Annotated in this window: 15 protein-coding genes; 2 read left to right on the top strand and 13 right to left on the bottom strand. The window is 49.4% G+C overall.

What is annotated here, in order from left to right:
- Positions 1-22 precede the first annotated feature (22 nt).
- From MST20_RS02530 to proG, 6 genes are all read right to left on the bottom strand, one after another.
- Positions 23-1648 carry a peptide ABC transporter substrate-binding protein gene (locus tag MST20_RS02530; RefSeq protein ID WP_243939905.1) on the bottom strand — a complete coding sequence of 542 codons (1626 nt, stop codon included), beginning with the start codon at positions 1646-1648 and terminating at the stop codon, positions 23-25.
- Between the two features lie 31 nt (positions 1649-1679).
- The gene (locus tag MST20_RS02525) at positions 1680-2678 is read right to left on the bottom strand and encodes an ABC transporter ATP-binding protein (RefSeq protein WP_279599805.1); all 999 of its coding nucleotides are present in this window, start codon (positions 2676-2678) and stop codon (positions 1680-1682) included.
- 6 nt (positions 2679-2684) lie between these two features.
- Positions 2685-3644, bottom strand: a complete 960-nt coding sequence (locus tag MST20_RS02520) for an ABC transporter permease (RefSeq protein WP_243939904.1) — start codon at positions 3642-3644, stop codon at positions 2685-2687.
- Positions 3645-3648: 4 nt separating this feature from the next.
- Positions 3649-4575, bottom strand: a complete 927-nt coding sequence (locus tag MST20_RS02515; RefSeq protein WP_243939902.1) for an ABC transporter permease — start codon at positions 4573-4575, stop codon at positions 3649-3651.
- Between the two features lie 15 nt (positions 4576-4590).
- Positions 4591-5415, bottom strand: coding sequence for a M55 family metallopeptidase (locus tag MST20_RS02510; protein ID WP_243939900.1), 825 nt, complete (start codon positions 5413-5415; stop codon positions 4591-4593).
- A gap of 218 nt (positions 5416-5633) precedes the next feature.
- Positions 5634-6446, bottom strand: a complete 813-nt coding sequence (proG, locus tag MST20_RS02505; RefSeq protein ID WP_243939898.1) for a pyrroline-5-carboxylate reductase ProG — start codon at positions 6444-6446, stop codon at positions 5634-5636.
- Positions 6447-6604: 158 nt separating this feature from the next.
- Here proG and MST20_RS02500 point away from each other — a divergent pair, with 158 nt between their 5' ends.
- Positions 6605-7909, top strand: coding sequence for a S1C family serine protease (locus tag MST20_RS02500; protein ID WP_243939896.1), 1305 nt, complete (start codon positions 6605-6607; stop codon positions 7907-7909).
- 83 nt (positions 7910-7992) lie between these two features.
- Here MST20_RS02500 and MST20_RS02495 read toward each other — a convergent pair whose 3' ends face one another.
- On the bottom strand, positions 7993-8946 hold the full coding sequence (locus tag MST20_RS02495) for a ring-cleaving dioxygenase (RefSeq protein ID WP_243939894.1): 954 nt from the start codon (positions 8944-8946) through the stop codon (positions 7993-7995).
- A gap of 320 nt (positions 8947-9266) precedes the next feature.
- Between MST20_RS02495 and MST20_RS02490 the strand changes: the two genes are divergently transcribed.
- On the top strand, positions 9267-10595 hold the full coding sequence (locus MST20_RS02490; RefSeq protein ID WP_243939892.1) for an APC family permease: 1329 nt from the start codon (positions 9267-9269) through the stop codon (positions 10593-10595).
- A gap of 36 nt (positions 10596-10631) precedes the next feature.
- Here the strand turns inward: MST20_RS02490 and MST20_RS02485 are convergent, their stop codons facing one another.
- The 6 genes from MST20_RS02485 to MST20_RS02460 form a co-directional block, all read right to left on the bottom strand.
- The gene (locus tag MST20_RS02485) at positions 10632-11516 is read right to left on the bottom strand and encodes a carbohydrate ABC transporter permease (protein ID WP_145645405.1); all 885 of its coding nucleotides are present in this window, start codon (positions 11514-11516) and stop codon (positions 10632-10634) included.
- 18 nt (positions 11517-11534) lie between these two features.
- On the bottom strand, positions 11535-12488 hold the full coding sequence (locus MST20_RS02480) for an ABC transporter permease (protein ID WP_243939890.1): 954 nt from the start codon (positions 12486-12488) through the stop codon (positions 11535-11537).
- 41 nt (positions 12489-12529) lie between these two features.
- Complete coding sequence (locus MST20_RS02475) at positions 12530-14053, bottom strand: extracellular solute-binding protein (protein WP_481747880.1); 1524 nt, start codon at positions 14051-14053, stop codon at positions 12530-12532.
- An 86-nt stretch (positions 14054-14139) separates the two neighbouring features.
- Positions 14140-16731: an exo-rhamnogalacturonan lyase family protein gene (locus MST20_RS02470; protein WP_243939888.1), complete on the bottom strand. Its 2592-nt coding sequence runs from the start codon at positions 16729-16731 to the stop codon at positions 14140-14142.
- Positions 16732-16891: 160 nt separating this feature from the next.
- Positions 16892-18889: a beta-galactosidase gene (locus MST20_RS02465; RefSeq protein WP_243939886.1), complete on the bottom strand. Its 1998-nt coding sequence runs from the start codon at positions 18887-18889 to the stop codon at positions 16892-16894.
- Positions 18886-19530: a rhamnogalacturonan acetylesterase gene (locus MST20_RS02460; protein ID WP_243939884.1), complete on the bottom strand. Its 645-nt coding sequence runs from the start codon at positions 19528-19530 to the stop codon at positions 18886-18888. Before MST20_RS02460 ends, MST20_RS02465 begins: the two co-directional genes overlap by 4 nt.
- Between the last annotated feature and the right edge of the window lie 8 nt (positions 19531-19538).

Raw genomic sequence — 19538 nt, 5'->3', positions numbered from 1 at the left:
AGTGGCAGACGGACAAGTTTGATCATGACGTTTTTTCGGCCCATTTCAGTTCAATATAGCCGACCGGATGACGGACGATGCCTTTCACATTCTCCTTTTCCAAATGGACTTGATTGTAGTAGTGGATCGGTATGATCGGCATCCCTTCAAACAGCAGTTCTTCAGCCTGATGCAGCAGCTCTGTGCGCTTTTCTTCATCAGCTTCATTTTTCGCCGCCTTGATCAGCTCGTCATACTCTGAATTGCTCCAGCCGGTTCTGTTCATTGCGTTGCCCGTTTGAAAGCTTTCCAGGAAGTTGATCGGGTCCGCATAATCAGCCAGAAAAGAGCTTTGGGAAAATTGAAATTTGAGCGCCTTCTGTTCTTCAAGGAATGTGTTCCATTCCATATTGGCGAGCTTCACATCGACGCCGAGCGTACTTTTCAGCTTCTGCTGAATCGCTTCCGCCATTTTTTTATGCTCCGGTTTTGTGCTGTATGTCAGCGTAACGGCGGGCAGCTTTTCGTAGTTTTCTTCCTTCATGCCTTTTTCGAGCAGCTGCTTCGCTTCATCGGCGTCATATTTGAGCAAATCGCCGCCTTCCTCGCGAAAATCCTTGCCGTTCGGTCCTTTGAGTCCCGGAGACACAAACCCGCGGGCCGGTTTTTCACCGTTTTTTGTGACATAATCGACGATTTCCTGCTGATCGACGGCCATCGCAAACGCTTTTCTGATCTTTTCATTCTGGAACGGTTCTTTATTGACATTGAACCTGTAATAGTAAAGACCTGCCTGATCGAACACCTTCACCTCGTCAGAACCCATCAGCTTCTCGCTCATTTCAGCCGGTACATAAGCCGTATCAAGCTCATTCGACTCGAACATTTGGTAGTCGGTATTTCTGTCATCGACCATCGCCCATGTCACTTTATCAAGCTTCACAGTATCCCGGTCCCAATACGTATCACTCTTTACCATCGTAAAGCTTTCATCATGCTTCCATTCTGTCAGTTTAAACGGACCGTTGCCGACGAATGTAGCAGCTTCTTCATGCCATTTCGGATTTTTTTCGGCGATTTTCTGAGGAACTGGGAAAAAAGCCGGATTGGCTACAATGCTTAAAAACGACTGCTGCGGACTTTCGAGCGTCACCTTAAGCGTTTTTTCATCCTCCGCTTTGACTTTGACATCATCTTTCGCACCTTTTCCGCTGTTAAAGGCCTCGCCGCCTTCGATAAAGTAGCCTAAAAACGCGGCTGAGGAGCCCGTTTTCGGATCGAGCAGACGCTTCCACGCATATTCAAAGTCTCCAGCGGTTAAAGGGTCTCCGTTCGACCATTTGGCATCATCACGGATTGTAAAAGTATATGTTTTCCCATCGTCGGAAATGTTCCACTTTTCGGCGGACGCCGCTTCCGGTTCATGGTCTGCGCCAAGCCTAGTCAAACCTTCCATCAGATTGTTCAGCGCCTGCCATGAGACATTATTAAAGCCGATCGGCGGATCGAAAGATGTCGGTTCATTTTCATTGTTCAGCCTTAGGATCTGTTCTCCAGCCGTTTCTTTCGCTTTCTTCTTCGTTTCTTGCCCAGCCTGTTCATTTGCCGTACATCCGAACAGCAGAATGACCGCAAATGCGGCAGCCAATACGCTCGCTAGCCTTTTCATCAAATCCCCCCATTAAAAATCGATTTCATGATTATGTCGTCAGTAGAGCCCGTTTCGCCCTTTCATCCTGAAGCCAGCAGCACACACGATGCCCCGCCGAGACTTCTGCAACGGCAGGATAAACCCTGCTGCACACTTCCATTGCATAGGAACAGCGCGCCGTAAACGGACACCCTTCAGGCGGAGAAAACAAGTCCGGCGGCGTCCCGTCAATCGGAACGAGATCCGCACCTTCGAGGTCAAGCCTCGGAACAGAATGCAGCAAGCCTTTTGTATACGGGTGCTGCGGACGGTAAAAAATATCCCTCCTCGCTCCCGTTTCCGCTATTTTCCCGGCGTACATCACGGCGATTCTGTCCGCCGTCTGTGCGACTACGCCTAAATCATGGGTGATTAAAATGATGGATACACCGGTTTTCCGCTGAATGTCTTTAAACAGCTCAAGAATTTGCGCCTGAATGGTAACATCAAGCGCTGTCGTCGGTTCATCCGCAATCAGAATCTCCGGTTCGCAGATGAGCGCCATGGCGATCACGATCCGCTGCCTCATCCCGCCGCTGAATTGATGCGGATACTGCCTCAAACGCTCTTGCGGATTCGGAATCCCGACGAGCTCAAGCATCGAAATGACCGCTTTTCGAGCGTCTGTTTTAGATACGGGCCGATGTTCCAACAGCGCTTCTGTGAGCTGGTCTCCGACGGTCAAGGTCGGATTCAGGGCCGTCATCGGATCCTGGAAGATCATTGAGATTTCGACCCCTCTGATCTTTCTCATCTCTTTTTCGGACAGATGGCGCAAGTCTTTTCCCTTAAAGCGGACCGCACCGTCTGTGATCGTTGCCGAAAACTTCGGCAAAAGCCGCATAATGCTTTGCGATGTCACGCTTTTTCCGCATCCCGACTCGCCGACAATCGCAAACGTCTCCCCCTCATATAACTCAAAGCTCACGCCGCGGACGGCTTTAACCGTGCCGCCGTATGTCGTAAATGAAACATGCAGATTCTCGACTTCCAATACTTTTTTCCGCAAAATACATTACCTCCTCAGCTTCGGATCTAACGCATCCTGCAGTCCGTCTCCAACGACATTAAATGCGAACATTGTTAATGAAATAAAGAAAGCAGGAAAAAACAGCCGCCACCAGTGACCCGACAAGATCACCGGAAGGCCGTCGTTCGCCATGACACCCCAGCTCGCAAACGGGGCTTGAATGCCCAAGCCGAGGAAACTGAGAAACGCTTCGGCAAAAATGGCCGACGGCACCGTCAAGGTCATCTGGACGATGATCGCTCCCATCATGTTCGGAAGGAGATTCCGCCTGATGATCCTTACCGTTTTCGCTCCGAAGGTTTTGGATGCGAGAACATGCTCATCATGCTTCACCTTCAAAACCTGACCCCTGACGATCCGCGCCATGCCGACCCAGCCGGTGACGGTCAGCGCCACGATGATTGTCCCGAGTCCAGGACCCATCATGACCATGAGAAGAATGACGACCAATAAATAAGGCAGTCCGTGCAGCACTTCGATGACCCGCATCATGATGTGGTCTGTTTTGCCGCCTTTATAGCCGGAGATGCCGCCATAGATGACGCCGATTGCAAAATCGATCAAAGCCGCCATCACGCCGACAAACAGTGAAATCCTCGCTCCGTACCACGTTCTTGTAAACACATCGCGTCCGAGCTCATCGGTTCCGAACCAATGCTCCGTCGACGGAGGAAGGTTTTGCTCGGAAAGCGTCTGCTGGGTGACGCTGTGCGGAGAAAGAACCGGTCCGAGAACAGCCATGATGAACAGGAAGATTAACACGCTCAATCCCGCCATCGCCAGCTTGTTTTTCCTTAAAATCCGCCAGGCGTTCTGCCAGTATGACAGGCTCGGCCTTGCGACGGATTCACGTTCATCCTGCTTTTGTTTCAGCGGGGCAAACCATTCAACAGGGATATCACTGCCTGAAGACGCTTCGTTTTCTGTGCGGACTGGAAGGCTCATAAGCTCACCCTTTCTTATGCAGTTTAATACGCGGATCCAGGATTCCGTAGGCCATGTCGACAAGAAACAACATGATGATGAGGATGATGCTGTAAAAAACGGTGGTGCCCATAATCACGGGGTAATCGCGGGAGTTGATGCTTTCAACAAAATATTTTCCCATGCCGGGAATCGCAAAGATTTTTTCGATGACGAAGCTTCCCGTTAAAATCGCAGCGGTAAGCGTCCCGAGAATCGTTACGACAGGCATAAGGGCGTTTTTCAAGGCGTGCTTCATGACAATTTTAAAAGGGGAAAGCCCTTTAGCCCGGGCTGTTCGGATATAATCCTGTGTCAGCACTTCGATCATGCTGGAGCGGGTCAGCCTTGCGATAATCGCCAGCGGCCCCATCGCCAAAGCCGCTGTCGGCAGCACCATATGAAGCGGGCTCGTCCATGTCGACGGGGGAAATATGTTCCAATTAACCGCGAATTGCTGTATCAGCAAAGTCGCCATAATAAAGTTGGGAACCGAAATGCCGAGAACAGCAATGGTCATCGCTATATAGTCGATGATGCCGTTTTGCCGCAGCGCGGCAAAGATTCCGAGTGCAATCCCGGAAATGACCGCCATAATCAGCGCCGTCATCCCCAGCTCAAATGAAACAGGGAACCCTCTTGACAGCAAATCGTTCACGCTTTGTGAAGGCTGCTTGATCGACGGCCCGAAATCAAAGGTAACGATCGACTTGACATAATACAAATATTGAACAAAGAGAGGCTCATCAAGCTGATAGTAAGCCTCAAGGTTGCGCTGAACCGCTTCATTCGTGTTTCTTTCTTCATTGAAGGGAGAGCCAGGAATCACTTTCATCATCACAAAGGTCAATGTCGTGATCACCAAAATGGTCGCCAGCATCGACAGGAGCCGCTTCATGATGTAACCCGCCATTTTCATCCCACCTTCCTAGGAGAATGTCGTTCTCATCGCAAGCTCGGTCATGACAAGCATCGCTTGATAGGCTTCAAGAATGTCTTTCGCTTGATAGCGGACAGTCGTCGTTTGCGGTTCGATTTCAGCACCCGGCATCAGACTCGCCCACTCGGCTTGGCCGTAATTGGCAAACTCTATCCGCAGCACCGGCCTGTCCGGAGGCGTGAGCGGCTTGACTTGACTGCGGTTTTGAATCGCATATGCCGTCCGCTCTCTTAATAGCTGCCCCGCTTTCTCCGGCGTCATGCATTTGACCGCCGAACGGGATACCGTTTCCTTGACGGCCGCTGTCGTTACGTTCGGAATCAGTTCCTCCGCCTCAGCTGCCGCCTCGCTGTCACCGGCAACCATAATAACCGGGACGCCGTAATAACCGGCAACATAAGCGTTGAAACCCATCTCACCCACGGCCTGATCGTTTATGTAAAAATGTCTGACGCCGAAAATCATGCTGTGCGACATCACGCCTCTCATCGATGCTCTCGCATGGTAGCCGACGAACACAGCTCCACCGCATGTTTCGTCAAGTCCCTGAACCATCGAAAACGGCTTGACATCTCCGGAAATGAGCTGCGCTTCAGGATGGAGCCGCTCAATTAACAGGTTGTTCATTTTAGAGTGGCTGTCATTGACAAGCACCTCTCTGCATCCGCTTTTGAACGCTTCGTCAATCACATGATTGGCCTCGTCCGTCATGATCTTCCGGCCTCTCTCATAGTTCAGCTTGCTTGAATCGACGAACGTATCATCCGGAAGTCCGGAAATTCCCTCCATATCAACAGACATATACAGCTTCACAAAAAACCACCCCTTATGAAAAACGTCTCAATTTTTTTATTATTTTGGGAATATTCTAACAAATTATATTAGAATTTCAATAGAAACGCAATAACCATTGGTAATTTTAGAAATTTAATATAAAATTGGAATTTTGATGAATGTTGTCGAACTCAAATAAAAAAGCTGCCTGAGCAGGCAGCTTTGGGATGTCCGGATATGTCGATGAATGCCGCGGCTCACTGCCGGCGGACGGCGTCTTTGATGTCTTCATATTTCTTCATCGTTCTGGCGAACAGCTCGTCAAAGACTTCCGGCATGGCATTTTGAATGACCTCCGCCCCTTCTCCGGTGATACCGCCTTTTGTCGCCACCCGATCAAGCGTTTGAGTAAACGTCATGTCTTTTTCCATTAACAGCTTGCCCGTTCCCATCAATGAATGAATCAGAAATTGAAACGCTTCTTCTTTCGTAAGACTGCTGTTTCTGACGGCAGCTTGAGCAAATTCTTCAAAGATCGAAGCGATGAACCCCGGTGAAGAGCTTGTTAAATTGCTCGCAGCGTCAATATCTCTCTCATGTATTTGTTTGACTGTGCTAAAAGCGGAAAGATATTCTTCCAGCCGGCTTTTGTCCGCCTCAGCGACCCGCTCCCCGTGGACAACAAGCGAAACGCCGATCCCTGCTTCAGATGTAAGTGTCGGAATATATCTCGTCACATCTCCGCTTGTCCAGTCGTGAAGCCGGTCAAGCTCGACCCCCGCGGCAATCGAAACGATGTGGACATCCTCCTGAAGAAACGGCTGTATTTTTTCAAGCGTTTCTTTTACCGCCATCGGCGGTACACAGATGAAGATCAGCCCGCACTGTTTGGCAAGCTCTTCGGCTGATAGACAAGCGACATTCGGGTAAAGCTTTCTCAGCTCCTCTGTTTTCCCGTCATTCCTTGAGCTGACGACCACCATGTCATCGCTGATTTTCTCCTGATCAAGCAGTTTCACTGCAATCATCTGTGCCATGCTTCCGTATCCGATAAATCCAATCTTTTTCAACGTTTAGAACACCTCTGACATGTCATATTATAAATAGCACCCTATTTATTCTATCCTTTTTCTTTGACAATTTCCCACAATGTTTTCATGTTTATCCCACAGTCTTTGATTATGATTAAGGCATCAAAGGATATGATAACAATAGGAGCGTGAAAATGATGGAATATAATAGAGAAGATCAGCTTGAAACGAAAAACGAACTCATCGTCTCCGATCAAAAGCCCGACCAGGCGATAAAAAAAGCAGAACAGCAAAAGCGGAGACTCTCGTGGATGACGCCGATCCTCAGCGGCATCATCGGAGGAAGCCTCGTTCTCGGCGTCACGACATACCAGCACAGCAAAGACGAAACGGCCAATACATCCGTCCAGACGCAAACTAACGAGACGTCGAACTCATCGGCTTCTTCCAATAAAGCGAATACCGAAAAATTGTCCAGCACCAATTCGTCTGACATTTCATCAATGGTGGAAAATGTGTCTCCCGCCATCGTCGGGATTTCAAACTATCAAAAACAAGCGGAGAGCGGTATGTTCGGTTTTGAAAGCAACAGCAACAACAGCAGTTCAAGCGAACAAGAAACAGGCACAGGCTCAGGTGTCATTTATAAAAAAGCAAACGGCAAAGCATACATTATTACAAATAACCACGTTGTCGAAGGCGCGTCTAAACTGACGGTTTCCCTGTCAAACGGCAAAGAAGTGGAAGGCAAATTGCTGGGCAGCGATTCCTTGACAGACCTTGCCGTTGTTGAAATTTCCGCTGATCACGTCGAAAGAGTCGCATCTTTCGGTGATTCTTCAAGCTTGAAAGCGGGTGAATCGGTCATTGCAATCGGAAATCCGCTCGGCAAAGATCTGTCCCGCACGGTGACGCAAGGCATCATCAGCGGTGTTGACCGGACCGTTTCCGTTGATACGTCCGCAGGCCAAACCGAGATGAACGTCATTCAAACAGACGCGGCCATCAATCCCGGCAACAGCGGAGGCGCCCTTTTGAATACAAAGGGCGAAGTGATCGGCATCAACAGTATGAAAATCAGTGAAAGCGGAGTGGAAGGCATCGGATTTGCGATTCCAAGCAATGATGTCAAACCGATTGCAGAAGAGCTGATGTCTAAAGGAAAAATCGAGCGCCCGTTCATCGGAATCGGCATGATGGATCTTGAGCAGGTGCCGGAAAACTATCAAACAGGCACCCTCGGATTAAGCGGCAGCCAGTTAAACAAAGGCGTCTACATCCGCCAGGTCGCTTCAGGCTCCCCTGCTGATAAAGCGGGCCTTAAAGAGAACGATGTCATCGTCAGCTTTAACGGAAAAGAAACCGATACGGGAAGCGCGCTGCGCAACCTTCTTTACAACGATGCAAAAATCGGGGATACGGTAAAGGTTACCCTCATTCGAAACGGCAAAACAATGACAAAACAAATCACGCTTGACCAAAAAGAATCCGCATCATCTTAACAGCATGCCCCCCCTTTTAAGCTGTCGGCTGCGCCGGATGCCTTTTATATAAAAAAACGAGGTCCTTTTCGGGACCTCGTTTTCTATTGAATCGGTTTCAGCCGCGCTTCAATCTCTTTCCGCCGATGTTCCAAATACGGCGGAAGCGCAAGGCTCCGGCCGAGCTCATCGATCGATTCATCAACGGCAAAGCCCGGCCCGTCAGTCGACAGCTCAAAAAGTATGCCGTTCGGTTCTCTGAAATACAGCGCCTTAAAATAATAGCGTTCCACAATCCCCGAATTCGTAAAGCCGTTCTCGCTGATTTTCTCATGCCACTGTTTAAGTTCTTCTTCATCTTTGACGCGGAATGCGACATGATGGACGCTTCCTCTCCCGGGACGCTCTCTCCTGCCGTCATCTGACTCTTTCACATGCACCTCCGCGCCTGCTCCTCCTTCACCCGATTCAAAAATGTGAAGCGTACAGCCGGTTTCATCAGCCTGTTCCTCACCGATTTTATGAAAGCCGAGAATATCGGTCAGCACCGCAGCCGTCGGACCGGCGTCCTTGACAGTCAGTTCGACCGGACCGAGCCCCCTGATCGCGACATCCTCAGGAATGACGCCGTTTTTCACAGGCACTCCATGATCTTTTCCTTTTTCATCAGCCACAAGCATCATGTTCTGTCCTTCATGGTCTAAAAAGCGGAGAACTCTCCGCCCCGCACGCGTCTCGATGCCGTAAGTCTCTGCGCCGAGCTCATAAAGCCGCTTCTTCCAAAATTCGAGTGCTTGTTCGCCGGGAACCCGAAGTGATACGGCCGAAATGCAGTTCGTCCCTTCCCGCCTCCTGGCAAGCATCGGAATTTCGAAAAAGGTCAAATCTGAACCCGGAGACGCAACTTCATCACCGTAAAACAAATGGTACATCGTCGGCTCATCCTGATTGACCGATTTTTTTATCAGTTTCATGCCAAGCCCTTTGACATAGAAATCCAGATTATGTTGGGCGTTTGCCGTTAAAGCGGATACGTGGTGGATGCCATTTACGTTCATTCTTTCATCTCCTCATTAAATATCTCGAATTCGAGATTTCTTCTTTCTCAAAAATAGGCGATTTGATTTGAAAAGTCAACCAAACCGCCTTACAGGACCTTCCTTCCTGCCGATCCCTCAAAAAACTAACAATAAACCCAAAATCACTTATTAAAGTTCGGTTATTTTCGCCCCCTTCGGGTTTTACGACCTTAAAATGTTTAACATAAACAAGAAATACGAAAATCTGAAAATTTATTTAATTTTTCTTTTTTAAAAAAGGTATTACAATATAAAAATAGTTTTCTATAAAAGAGATTACATCAATGGGAGGCATCGCAATGAATGCAGAAGCAAACGGACTAAAAAAAGAGATAGGCTTGTTATTTGCGCTATCTCTTGTGATTGGAACGATCATCGGTTCCGGCGTGTTTATGAAGCCCGGCAGCGTGCTTTCCTATTCCGGAAACGCACAAATTGCTCTTTTCGCCTGGCTCCTTGGCGGAATCTTGACGCTAGCAGGCGGGCTGACAATCGCCGAACTGGGCGCTCAAATTCCGAAAACAGGCGGGCTTTACACATATCTTGAAGAAATTTACGGCGAGTTCTGGGGGTTCTTATGCGGCTGGGTGCAGATTATCATCTACGGACCGGCCATCATCGGTGCACTCGGATTATATTTCGGCTCGCTAGTGGCCAACTTGTTTTCCTGGGATAAATCATGGACTGCACTCATCGGCATTATCACCGTCGCCTTTTTATGCATCGTCAACATCGTCGGAACAAAATACGGCGGAGCGGTACAGACGGTCACAACGATCGGAAAGCTGATTCCCATTGTATGTATCATTGTGTTCGGTCTATGGCAGGGCGATGAATATATTTTCAGTACAGTCACGGAGAGCATCGCCAGCAAAAACTTCGGAGCGGCGGTATTGGCGACACTCTTCGCGTATGACGGCTGGATCCTTCTTGCGGCACTCGGGGGAGAAATGAAGAATCCGGAAAAAGTGCTCCCGAAAGCGATGACAGGCGGGATCCTGATTGTCACAGCCTGCTACCTGTTCATTAACTTGGCGCTGCTTCACATTCTTCCTGCCGATCAGATTGTCAAGCTCGGCGAAAATGCGACAAGCACAGCCGCGACAATGCTGTTCGGGCCGATCGGCGGCAAACTGATCTCCATCGGAATTATCGTCAGCATCTTCGGCTGCTTAAACGGAAAAGTTCTGTCTTTTCCGCGCGTGATCTTTGCGATGGCTGAGAAAAAACAGCTTCCGTTCTCCCGCTGGATCTCGCATGTTCATCCGGCATTCCATACGCCTTGGATTGCGGTCATCGTCCAGATGATGTTCGCTGTCATCTTAATGATCATCAGCAATCCGGAAAAGCTGTCAGAGGTTTCGATTTTTATGATTTACATCTTCTATGTCATGGCGTTTTTCGCGGTGTTTATTTTGCGGAGACGGGAGAGTGGCCAAGGGAGATCTTACAGCGTGCCGCTCTACCCTTACCTGCCTGTTGCGGCTATTCTCGGGTCATTGTTTGTTCTCGTCAGCACGCTTATCACTGACTTTTACAGCTGCCTGTGGTCGATTTTGATCGGCCTCGTCGGTCTCCCGGTTTATTTTTGGATGAAAAAAAGAAATAAAAACGGCTCAGCTGCCTGAGCCGTAAGCCGCCGGCTCAAGTGCCCGGCGGTTTTTTTATCCCTTCACAGACCCGATCAGAATGCCTTTGGCAAAATGCTTCTGCAAAAACGGGTACACGGCTAAAATCGGAAGTGTCGCAATGACGATGACGGCCAGTTTAATCGATTGTTCAGGCGGCACCGTTTCCATCATATCATTCGTCGTCCCCGTCAGATCCGAAAGAATCGTCACTTGGCGCAGCACCATTTGCAGCGGCCATTTCGCGCTGTCATTGATGTACAGCAAAGCATGGAAAAAGTCGTTCCAAATCCCGACCGCATAAAACAGCGCAAAAGTTGCAATAATCGGCTTTGACAGCGGCAGCGCGATCCTTAAGAACACGCCGATTTCTGAACAGCCGTCAATCTTTGCCGACTCCTCAAGCTCTTTCGGAAGCTGCTGAAAAAAGTTCTTAATAATAATCAGATTGAACGGATTAATCGCCATCGGCAATATCAACGCCCAGTACGAATCGAGCAGTCCCAGTGATTTGACGACAATATACGTCGGAATCATTCCTCCGCTGAAAAGCATTGCAAAAATAACGAGATTTAAAAGCAGGTTTCTTCCCTTAATGTGCCGTTTTGCAAGGGGATAGGCCATCGTAAATGTAAAAAAGAGCTGGACGATCGTTCCCACAACCGTAATGAACACAGACACCCCCATGCTCCTGATAAATGTCGGCGTTGAAAAAACATAGCGGTACGCGTCAAGCGAGAACGTCTCAGGAAAGATAAAGAAGCTCTTTTCCGCCAGCTCGGCCTCCGTGGCAAAAGACCCCGCGATAATGTACAGAAAAGGCAAGACGGTTATCAGCCCGCAGCAGCCGAGAAAGATCATATTAAACCAATCAAATACCCGACCCGCTTTTGTGTTATGGATCGTTTCCGCACCGGACATCCCTTTCACCTCCATTCATTAAAACAGACCGTCCTGGTCAAACTTTTTCGCGATGTAATTGGCGCCGAATATCAGAATGATTCCGACAACCGATTTGAAAAGCCCGACTGCCGTACTGTAGCTGTATGCGCCTTGCGTAATTCCCACAACATAGACATACGTGTCAAAAATTTCAGCCACGCTCCGGTTTAAGGAGTTGGTCATTAAAAAAATCTGTTCAAAGCCGATGCTTAAAAAACTGCCGATTCTTAAGATGAGAAGCACGACGATCGTGCTTCTGATGGCCGGAAGGGTAATGTGCCACATTCTCCTTAATCTGCCTGCCCCGTCCATCACTGCCGCTTCATACTGCTCCTGGTCAACCGAAGCGAGCGCCGCCAGAAACAGAATCGTTCCCCAGCCCGTCTCCTTCCATATGCTTTGCAGCACAATCATCGGCCTGAACCATTCGGGATCCGAGAGAAATGCAACCTCTTGGCCCGTTATGCTTTGCAGCATTTTATTCATCACGCCCGTATCAACTGTAAAAAAGACAAACGTCATGCTGACGACGATCGTCCATGAGACGAAATGCGGAACATATATAAACGTCTGAATGCACCGTTTATAGATGGCGTGCCGCAGTTCATTCAGCATGAGTGCGACAATCAGCGGAGCCGGAAATGCAAAAATCAAATCGAGAGCGGCCAGCATGAGCGTGTTGCGGAGCAGGCGGAAGAAGTCAGGGTTCATAAAGAAATCTTTAAAATACTCGAACCCGACCCATTCGCTCTGCCAAAATCCGAGATAAGGCGAATAATCTTTGAAAGCAATTAACACGCCCCACATCGGCCAATATTTAAAGATGAGAAAATATAAAACACCGGGAACAAGCAGAAGATAAAGCCATTTATCCCGTTTTACGGCTTGCAGCCCAGTCGGTTTCTTTTCTGTCTTAACAGCGGTTTTCCCTGTTTTAGCGGTGATTTCCACGTGCCGCATCCCCCCTTTCGTATGCCAGTTGAAGACCTGAGCTATTTCGTCTCCTTGTAGCGCTTGTTCAGTTCTTTCATCAAATCTTCACCGCCGCTTTTATACCAAAGCTGAACGGCATCTTGAAAGCCTTTTTCATCGATGTCGCCGATGATAAACTGCGTTTTGGCATCGAGAATGATGTTGTCAAGCTGTGCCCCTTTTTGGGTGTATACATCTGAAACGAGCGATTCAGCCGGATTGAATACGGCGATTTTTTCCCCTTCTTTGAGAATCTGTTCACGGTGTTTGAAAAGCTTTGATTCTTGTTTTTCCACATGGTATCTTTGTTCGGGAATGCCCATGCTGAACTGCGCAAGACCTTCATGCTCATAAAGCAGTTTTTTATTGTTTTTTTCAAGGGACGTGTACGTTCCGTTTTCAAGCTTATAGTTGCGCCCTTTTATACCGTTGTTGGCAATAATTTGTGCCTCTTCATCGTTCATTTTGTCCAGGAAGCCGAGCACTTCTTTTAATTCTTTTTCCGTTTTGACGCTCGCTTTCGGAATGGCAATCATTCCGGCGTATCCCGATGTCGGGAATGTATACGTTCCTTTCGGGCCTTTGACCGTTCCGGTGACGTCGATCACATCCTTGTTAGCGGGATCTGCTTCTTCCATTGCGCTTTGAATTTGCGAGGCCCGCGAACCGGTATCGACGATCACACCCGCTTTTCCTTTGACGATTGGATCGTTCCACTTCGCTGAATCCATGACGGCGAAGTCTTTATTGATCAGCCCCTCATCATACAGCTTTTTGAAAAACCGCAACGCTTCCATATACTCTTCTGTCGTGAAGTCCGGAATGAGTTCCCCTTTTTCGTCTATTCCGTAGCGGTTTGGTGCGCCGAACCATGTCTGCATAATGTCCCATGGGCTGCCGTTGCCAAGCCCCATCCATTTCGGCACCACCATGCCGTACGTATCATCTTTCCCGTTTCCGTCGGGGTCTTTTTCTTTAAACGCTTTCAGCACATCGTAAAATTCGTCGATTGTTTTCGGCATCTCCAGACCGACATTTTCGAGCCAGTCCGTTCTGATGATGATCGAAGCGCGAATCAGGTCCCTCGCCCTGTAAATGCCGTAAATCTCGCCGTTGATGGAACTGTTTTTCATCACTTTTTTATCGGCTTTTCCGAGGTTCGGGTAGTCTTTTAAATAAGGTGAAAGCTCCCAAAACGCACCTGATTTGACAGACTTGATAAATCCCGGCGACTTGTCCGTGACGACGATGGCTTGCGGCAAATCTCCCGAGGCCATGACGATGTTGAATTTATCATTATAGGAAGAGTTCGGAACCCATGTCACTTTGATTTGTTTTTTCGTGTATGCTTCGAGCGCTTTTAAAGACGGGCTGTTTTCTCCCGGACTTTCCGGCGACAGGAGCGGAGCCATAATATGAATGGCATCTTTCTCTTTTCCTTTCCCGTCTTGATTGGCCGTCTCATTTGCGCTGCACCCCATCAAGAGCAAAAAAACAGCGGGTGCAGCGAGCCATTTGTTTCCCTTCAGCTTCAGTCTTGCCATTGTACAATTCCCCCTTTTGATCGTCTCAATTGTTCCACTCAAATTTAAAGCGCTTACATTTTTCCGGCAACCTTCATTTTTTGCCTTCACACGCGAGCAGGATGTTCTTTCATTGCCTGAATGATCTTTTCTTGCATGTCCTGATCAGGCGGCATATCTTTAAGCAGCTCCAGCACGGCTATTGTGTTGAGGCACCATTGTGAGACGCAGTTTGTGGTGACCCAGGGAATTTCAGTGATCGTTTTCCAGGCATGGATTTGTTTTGGAGTGATCGGCAGCGGTGTATGGCTTTGCTTTTCATCGAGCAACAGGCGCCATGCTTTTTCGGCAAGCTTCCGGTCTTGGCGGAGCCGGGCAGCATAAGCTGCCATGGCAGCGGAGAACATCGGCCAGTGAAATAAATCATCGTGAAGCTTCCCGCCGCTCCTTTTGCGCTTTTCTTCATCAGTCAGCAAATAAAATTCGCCGAATTCCCCCAGCATCTCTTTCCATTCGACATCCTCAAGCAGTTCTGCAAGCTCCATCCATGTTTGCGGGGCGCCGAAGGCGATGACCATATGATAGCCGCCATGATTCCCGTCTCCCATATGAAGCAGATCTGAAGCTTCAGGATCATATCCGAAAGTCGGTCCGGACAACAGACGAAGCGGCAGCGCTTTAAGCCGGCTGATCCCCCGTTTGATTTTATCAAGATACGCTTCATCGCCGGTCCGCTCCCATTCCGTCAGCCAGTTGGAACAGAACGCCGCCCAGTCGGGTCCTACTCTCGCGTGGGCGGGGAACTCTTTTTCCGGATAATAGGCTCTCATCGGATCAAGCGTCTCAAGCGCTCGATCGGCATCTTTCACTTCAGATAACACGTCTCCCGTTCTCTCGTCCGCCGTCAAAAAGTAATAGGGCTTATGAAGGCCGGCCATGCTGATTCTCGCTTCCTTGCACCCGCAGCCCCAATGGAGGACATTGTGCCTTGAACCGAGGCCTTTATACTCCCCGAAATGGTAGCAGTCGACTTCGCTAGTGTGACGGGTCATCGCTTCCGCCATTCTGAAGACGTCTTCCCTCCCGGATCTGAAAAAAGACTGCCAAAGCCAGAGGTTCGGTACGAGTTCCGTATTTTGCCATGCATAGCCGCCAAGGTCGTACCGCCATACATGCCGGACGGCATCGTACGTATGCATCACATCACCGTAATGCCAATAGCCGTACCAGCTCCGCTGATCGACTTCATTCATGTAAAACTTGAGAGCCTCGTCAAGCTGATCTTCAAGCGCAGCCGAGAGCGGGCGCCGTTTATCTTTCAGGCTCCAAACGCCCAGCGCGCGGGTGTAATAATAATAGTCAGGCTCACAAATAAGCAGCGGGGGATTTTGCCATTCGTCCGCCGCTCTGTTCAGCTCTTCATCGCTCGGCGGATTTGCAAAACAGGCGAGGCTGACTTCGCTCGTATTGGCAATGCCGACGGCCGTTGATCTCATTTCGGCAAACCCTTCATATGCGCTTTCAACATGAGTGTCTTTTGAATAATGGCGGAAGTCCATCGCTTCAGCTTCAGGAGGCCAGAACCATACCGCCAATTTCGTTTCGCCGCCGGCAAGACCTTTCGCTTCAAGCGATGACGGATATTTTTCAAAGAAGTTCCTGAGTCCGAGCGCGATGCCGCCGTTTTCCCCGCCTGCATACATCAGCCCTTTCGCTCTTCCCCCATGAATCGCGTCCACCCAGGCGCAGCCTTTACCGGTTCGCTTTTTTAAGCGCCAGTGATGCGGGGAATCCTGGATGAGCTTGAAATCGTTCCAGACGGCGTTTCTCTCCGCATCGCGCACAACTTCCGACTCTTCCGGTACAGGCTGTCCTGCAATCTGTTGTTCATAGAGCCCGTTTGTTTCATTAAATCTTCTCGTCACAAGCAGCTGAGAAGCCTCTCCGTAAATCCCTCCATCAGCCGCATAGCGAATATGCCTGTTCCTTGGCGCTCCGCTCAAAACCGAGCTCATTTCGAAACCGAGTCCTTTGATCCATTCCGTTTCTGCTTCACAGTCGATGAAAAGCGTGTGCACGATCCGGATGGACGGAACACCGGCATAGAAAGACAGCCTGACGGTAAAAGGGAGCCAAACATCGATACCTCCGCCGCGGTGAACGCCTTCAATCTTGACGACTGTCTTAACCGGACCGTTTTGTTCGATTGCCGTACGTTTGATCATGCTCTCAAACCGTTCAATATGATACATGCATTGTAAATCTGAGCCGCTTCTTTTTTCTTTTAAGGCGATGAGCCGTCCTTCTTTCGCCATCATTTCCCCGGAAATGGAAATCGAACGGATGATTGCCGGCCCCGATTTCCCAAGCCTGCAGACGATCGCGCCCGTATTCACCGTGATTTCATCTTTCTGCTCACTGACATTCATGACGGTTTTGGGGACGCCGGGCTCTCCTTTTTTCAATGTAAATTGGCTGTCGCTTTCTTTAGGGAATACTGCGGCATGACCCGTCCATTTAAGCGAGCCGTCAGGCCAATATGCGAGCGGCCATGTTTGCAAACACGGGGCGTTTTTCGCAGCAATGGCGACCGTCTCTCCTTTTTGCAGCACTCCTTTTGCCCAAGGCACACCCCAAGTCACCCCGCCGAACGCGGCAGGCGCCCTATTCAGCCATTTTAGTTCAGCCTGTGCTTTCACAAGCGTTCCTCCTTCCTTTCAGTTCAACTGATTGGTCAGTGAACATTTTCCTGTTTAGCCTTTTGACCGTCAATATTCCTTTTTTGCTTATGATAGAAAGATGCCTGCTCTTGGTTTGTAAAACGAAACAAAAAAGCCGCGGGCAAGCGCCTGCGGCGATTCATTTATTCTCTGAAAACAAAATCACGCGGTATTCGTGCGGGCCGAGTGTCACGCGTCCGGATACGGGCCTGTCGGACAATAAATCGGTTCCGTTTCCGTCAAGTGTCACTGCGCCTCCTTTGCCGTCCATATTGATCGCGACCCAAACGAGACCGTCTGCTCCTTTCCGGGGCGCGACGACTGTTCCGGGAGTGGCCTCGGTTTTCTGTGTAACGCCCGCTTCTTTTGCATAATGGCTGATCAGCTTTTTCATCATGATGTCCCCTGCTTCGCCTGCCGGCATCGACCCGAGCATGACGATTTTTCCTTTTCCGCATTTATGTTCTGTGATGAACGCTTTGCCTGACGCCGGGCCTTTTTCAATTATCCCGACAGCCTCGGTGCCGCCGGCTTCAAAAACAGCGCTCCACAAGCTCAGCGGCGCCTTTACGCCAAACGCCGTTCCGCTCGAGTTCCGCTCATCCATCGGAAATGTATAAAGCGTTTCGACACCGGAACATTTTTCCAATTCACCTAATCCGCAATCAGTGTGAATCGTATGGTGCTCTGTTCTTCCGCCCGTCAGCGGACCCGCAATCCAAATACCGCCGCTTTGTGCAAACGTTTCGGCTTTTTTGATAAACACAGGCGGAAGATAGTGAATAAACGGCGTAAACAGCAGTTTATAGCCGTCAAGCGGGCTCCCTTCAAGAATGACATCTCTGTGAATGCCCATCTTTAACAATCGGTCATAAAACTCGGTGATCAGTGTTCTGTAGTGAAGACCCCGATGTGGCTCCGTTTTCAAAAACACCTTTGCACGGTCCGAATAGACGACGGCTGTTTCAGCCTGCAAAGGAGCCGTAGCCAGCATGATGTCCTCAATCTCCCGTCTCGCCCGCTCGACTTCGAGCACATTATCATATCCCACATCAGGCTCCCCCCATGCGCTGAGCACCGATCCGTGCGGCTGTTCGGACCCGGCTCTCTGCTGGCGCCACAGCCAATAGCAGAACGCGGCTCCGCCAAGAGCATAAGAAGAGACCGCTTCAGCTTTCAAATAGCCGTTTTGATGAGGTACCGCATAGCTTTCAAGCGAAGCGCTGTAGGAAGGGCTCGTCTCCATTATCCAAAACGGCCGTCCTTTTTTAATGTTTCTCCATAAATCACAATTAAACAAAAAGGCGGCACTGTTTTCCTGACTGGCGTACGTATCAAACGAGGCAAAATCAAGGCTTTTGAAAAGATCTTCATGATCAACGCCGAACATGACGCTGCTGTTATGGGTGATCGGGGCGTTGGAGTATGCTCTGATCACCTCAGCCTGCTCACGCGCAAATTCAGAAATCTTGTCCATCGAAAACAGCTGATACATCGTCCTTAAAGAAGAATTGTGCAAAAACGGGGTCGGTCCGGGCTGCGGAACTTGCTCGAAGCGCTGATACGTTTCGCTCCATACGCCCGTACCCCAAGCCTCATTCAGACGGTCAATCGTCTGATAGCGGTCTTCCAGCCATTTGTGCCATAATGTGTTGCACGTTTCACACATGCATTCTGCGACATGGCATTTGAATTCATTGTCAAGCTGCCATCCGACCAATCCCGGCAGTTGTCCGAGCTCTTTGGCGATATGTTTGATGATCAGGCGGGCCCGCTCTCTGAAATACGGATGGTTTGTACAGGCATGCTGCCTCGAACCGTGTCCCATCGTCTCCCCTTTTTCATTCACATGCATTCTTTCCGGATGCCCGTGGGTTAGCCAAATCGGCGGCGTCGCAGTCGGTGTGCACATGACCGTTTCAATTTTGTTGTCGTGGAGCTTTTGGATGACACCGGCAAAAAATCCGATATCGATCCTTCCTTCTTCCGGCTCCATCCTTGACCAGGCAAACTCTCCGATTCTGACGACATTGATCCCGGCTCGCTTCATCATCCTGATATCTTTATCCAGCACATCCTCGTCCCACAATTCGGGATAATAACAAGCGCCGTGGTACAGTTTGCCGTTCATCTTCATACCGTCTCTTTGACAAACGGCAGCCCGTGCTCTCGAATGCCGATAGAGACAAGTTTCGCCATTTCCCGGGCCCCTTTTTTCGTAAAATGTGTGTAGTCGTTGACATTTTCCGAGATCATAAAATATTTAAATACCTCGCTGTATCCTTTTTCCGCAAAATGCTGAAGACTTTTGTCCATTAAATCGATCAAGCGGACATTTTCTTCACTTGCCACCTGCTTCATCGCGATGCAGTAGTCCGGGAAGTCGTTCAAAAAAACGCCGTCCTTGTAATGGAGCCTTGCGACAGGCGTGATGAGAAGCGGTGTGGCTCCTTTTTGACGCGCGCCGTTGACGTACATTTTCAAGTATTGTTTATACGTCGTATACGGTTCTGTATAGCGTTCTGGTTTGTCTTTTGACGCGTCATTGTGTCCCATCTGAACGAACAGCCAATCATTCTGTTTGATCACATCCAAAATCGATGCAAGTCTTCCTTCTTCAACGAACGTTTTTGAACTCCGGCCCCCGATGGCCCGGTTGATCACCTGTACATTTCCGGATACATAAGACTGGAGAAATTCGCCCCAGCCTCCCTGAGGCGAATCCGCCTTATAATGCTGTACGGTCGAATCGCCGGCCAGATAGATGCTGATTGTCATCACGACCA

Origin of the sequence: Bacillus sp. B19-2, assembly GCF_022832475.1 — a bacterium.
Taxonomy (GTDB): Bacteria; Bacillota; Bacilli; order Bacillales; family Bacillaceae; genus Bacillus; species Bacillus paralicheniformis.
Note: the sequence above shows the minus strand (reverse complement) of the source record. Positions and strands in the feature narration are given on the sequence as shown.

What these genes read in the sequence shown, in the direction of transcription:
- MST20_RS02515 (WP_243939902.1), bottom strand. Translation starts at nt 4,575, where the DNA reads ATGGCGGGTTACATCATGAAGCGGCTCCTGTCGATGCTGGCGACCATT.
- MST20_RS02520 (WP_243939904.1), bottom strand. Translation starts at nt 3,644, where the DNA reads ATGAGCCTTCCAGTCCGCACAGAAAACGAAGCGTCTTCAGGCAGTGAT.
- MST20_RS02460 (WP_243939884.1), bottom strand. Translation starts at nt 19,530, where the DNA reads ATGACAATCAGCATCTATCTGGCCGGCGATTCGACCGTACAGCATTAT.
- MST20_RS02485 (WP_145645405.1), bottom strand. Translation starts at nt 11,516, where the DNA reads ATGTCCGGTGCGGAAACGATCCATAACACAAAAGCGGGTCGGGTATTT.
- MST20_RS02530 (WP_243939905.1), bottom strand. Translation starts at nt 1,648, where the DNA reads ATGAAAAGGCTAGCGAGCGTATTGGCTGCCGCATTTGCGGTCATTCTG.
- MST20_RS02495 (WP_243939894.1), bottom strand. Translation starts at nt 8,946, where the DNA reads ATGAACGTAAATGGCATCCACCACGTATCCGCTTTAACGGCAAACGCC.
- MST20_RS02465 (WP_243939886.1), bottom strand. Translation starts at nt 18,889, where the DNA reads ATGAAGATGAACGGCAAACTGTACCACGGCGCTTGTTATTATCCCGAA.
- MST20_RS02500 (WP_243939896.1), top strand. Translation starts at nt 6,605, where the DNA reads ATGGAATATAATAGAGAAGATCAGCTTGAAACGAAAAACGAACTCATC.
- MST20_RS02490 (WP_243939892.1), top strand. Translation starts at nt 9,267, where the DNA reads ATGAATGCAGAAGCAAACGGACTAAAAAAAGAGATAGGCTTGTTATTT.
- MST20_RS02475 (WP_481747880.1), bottom strand. Translation starts at nt 14,053, where the DNA reads ATGGCAAGACTGAAGCTGAAGGGAAACAAATGGCTCGCTGCACCCGCT.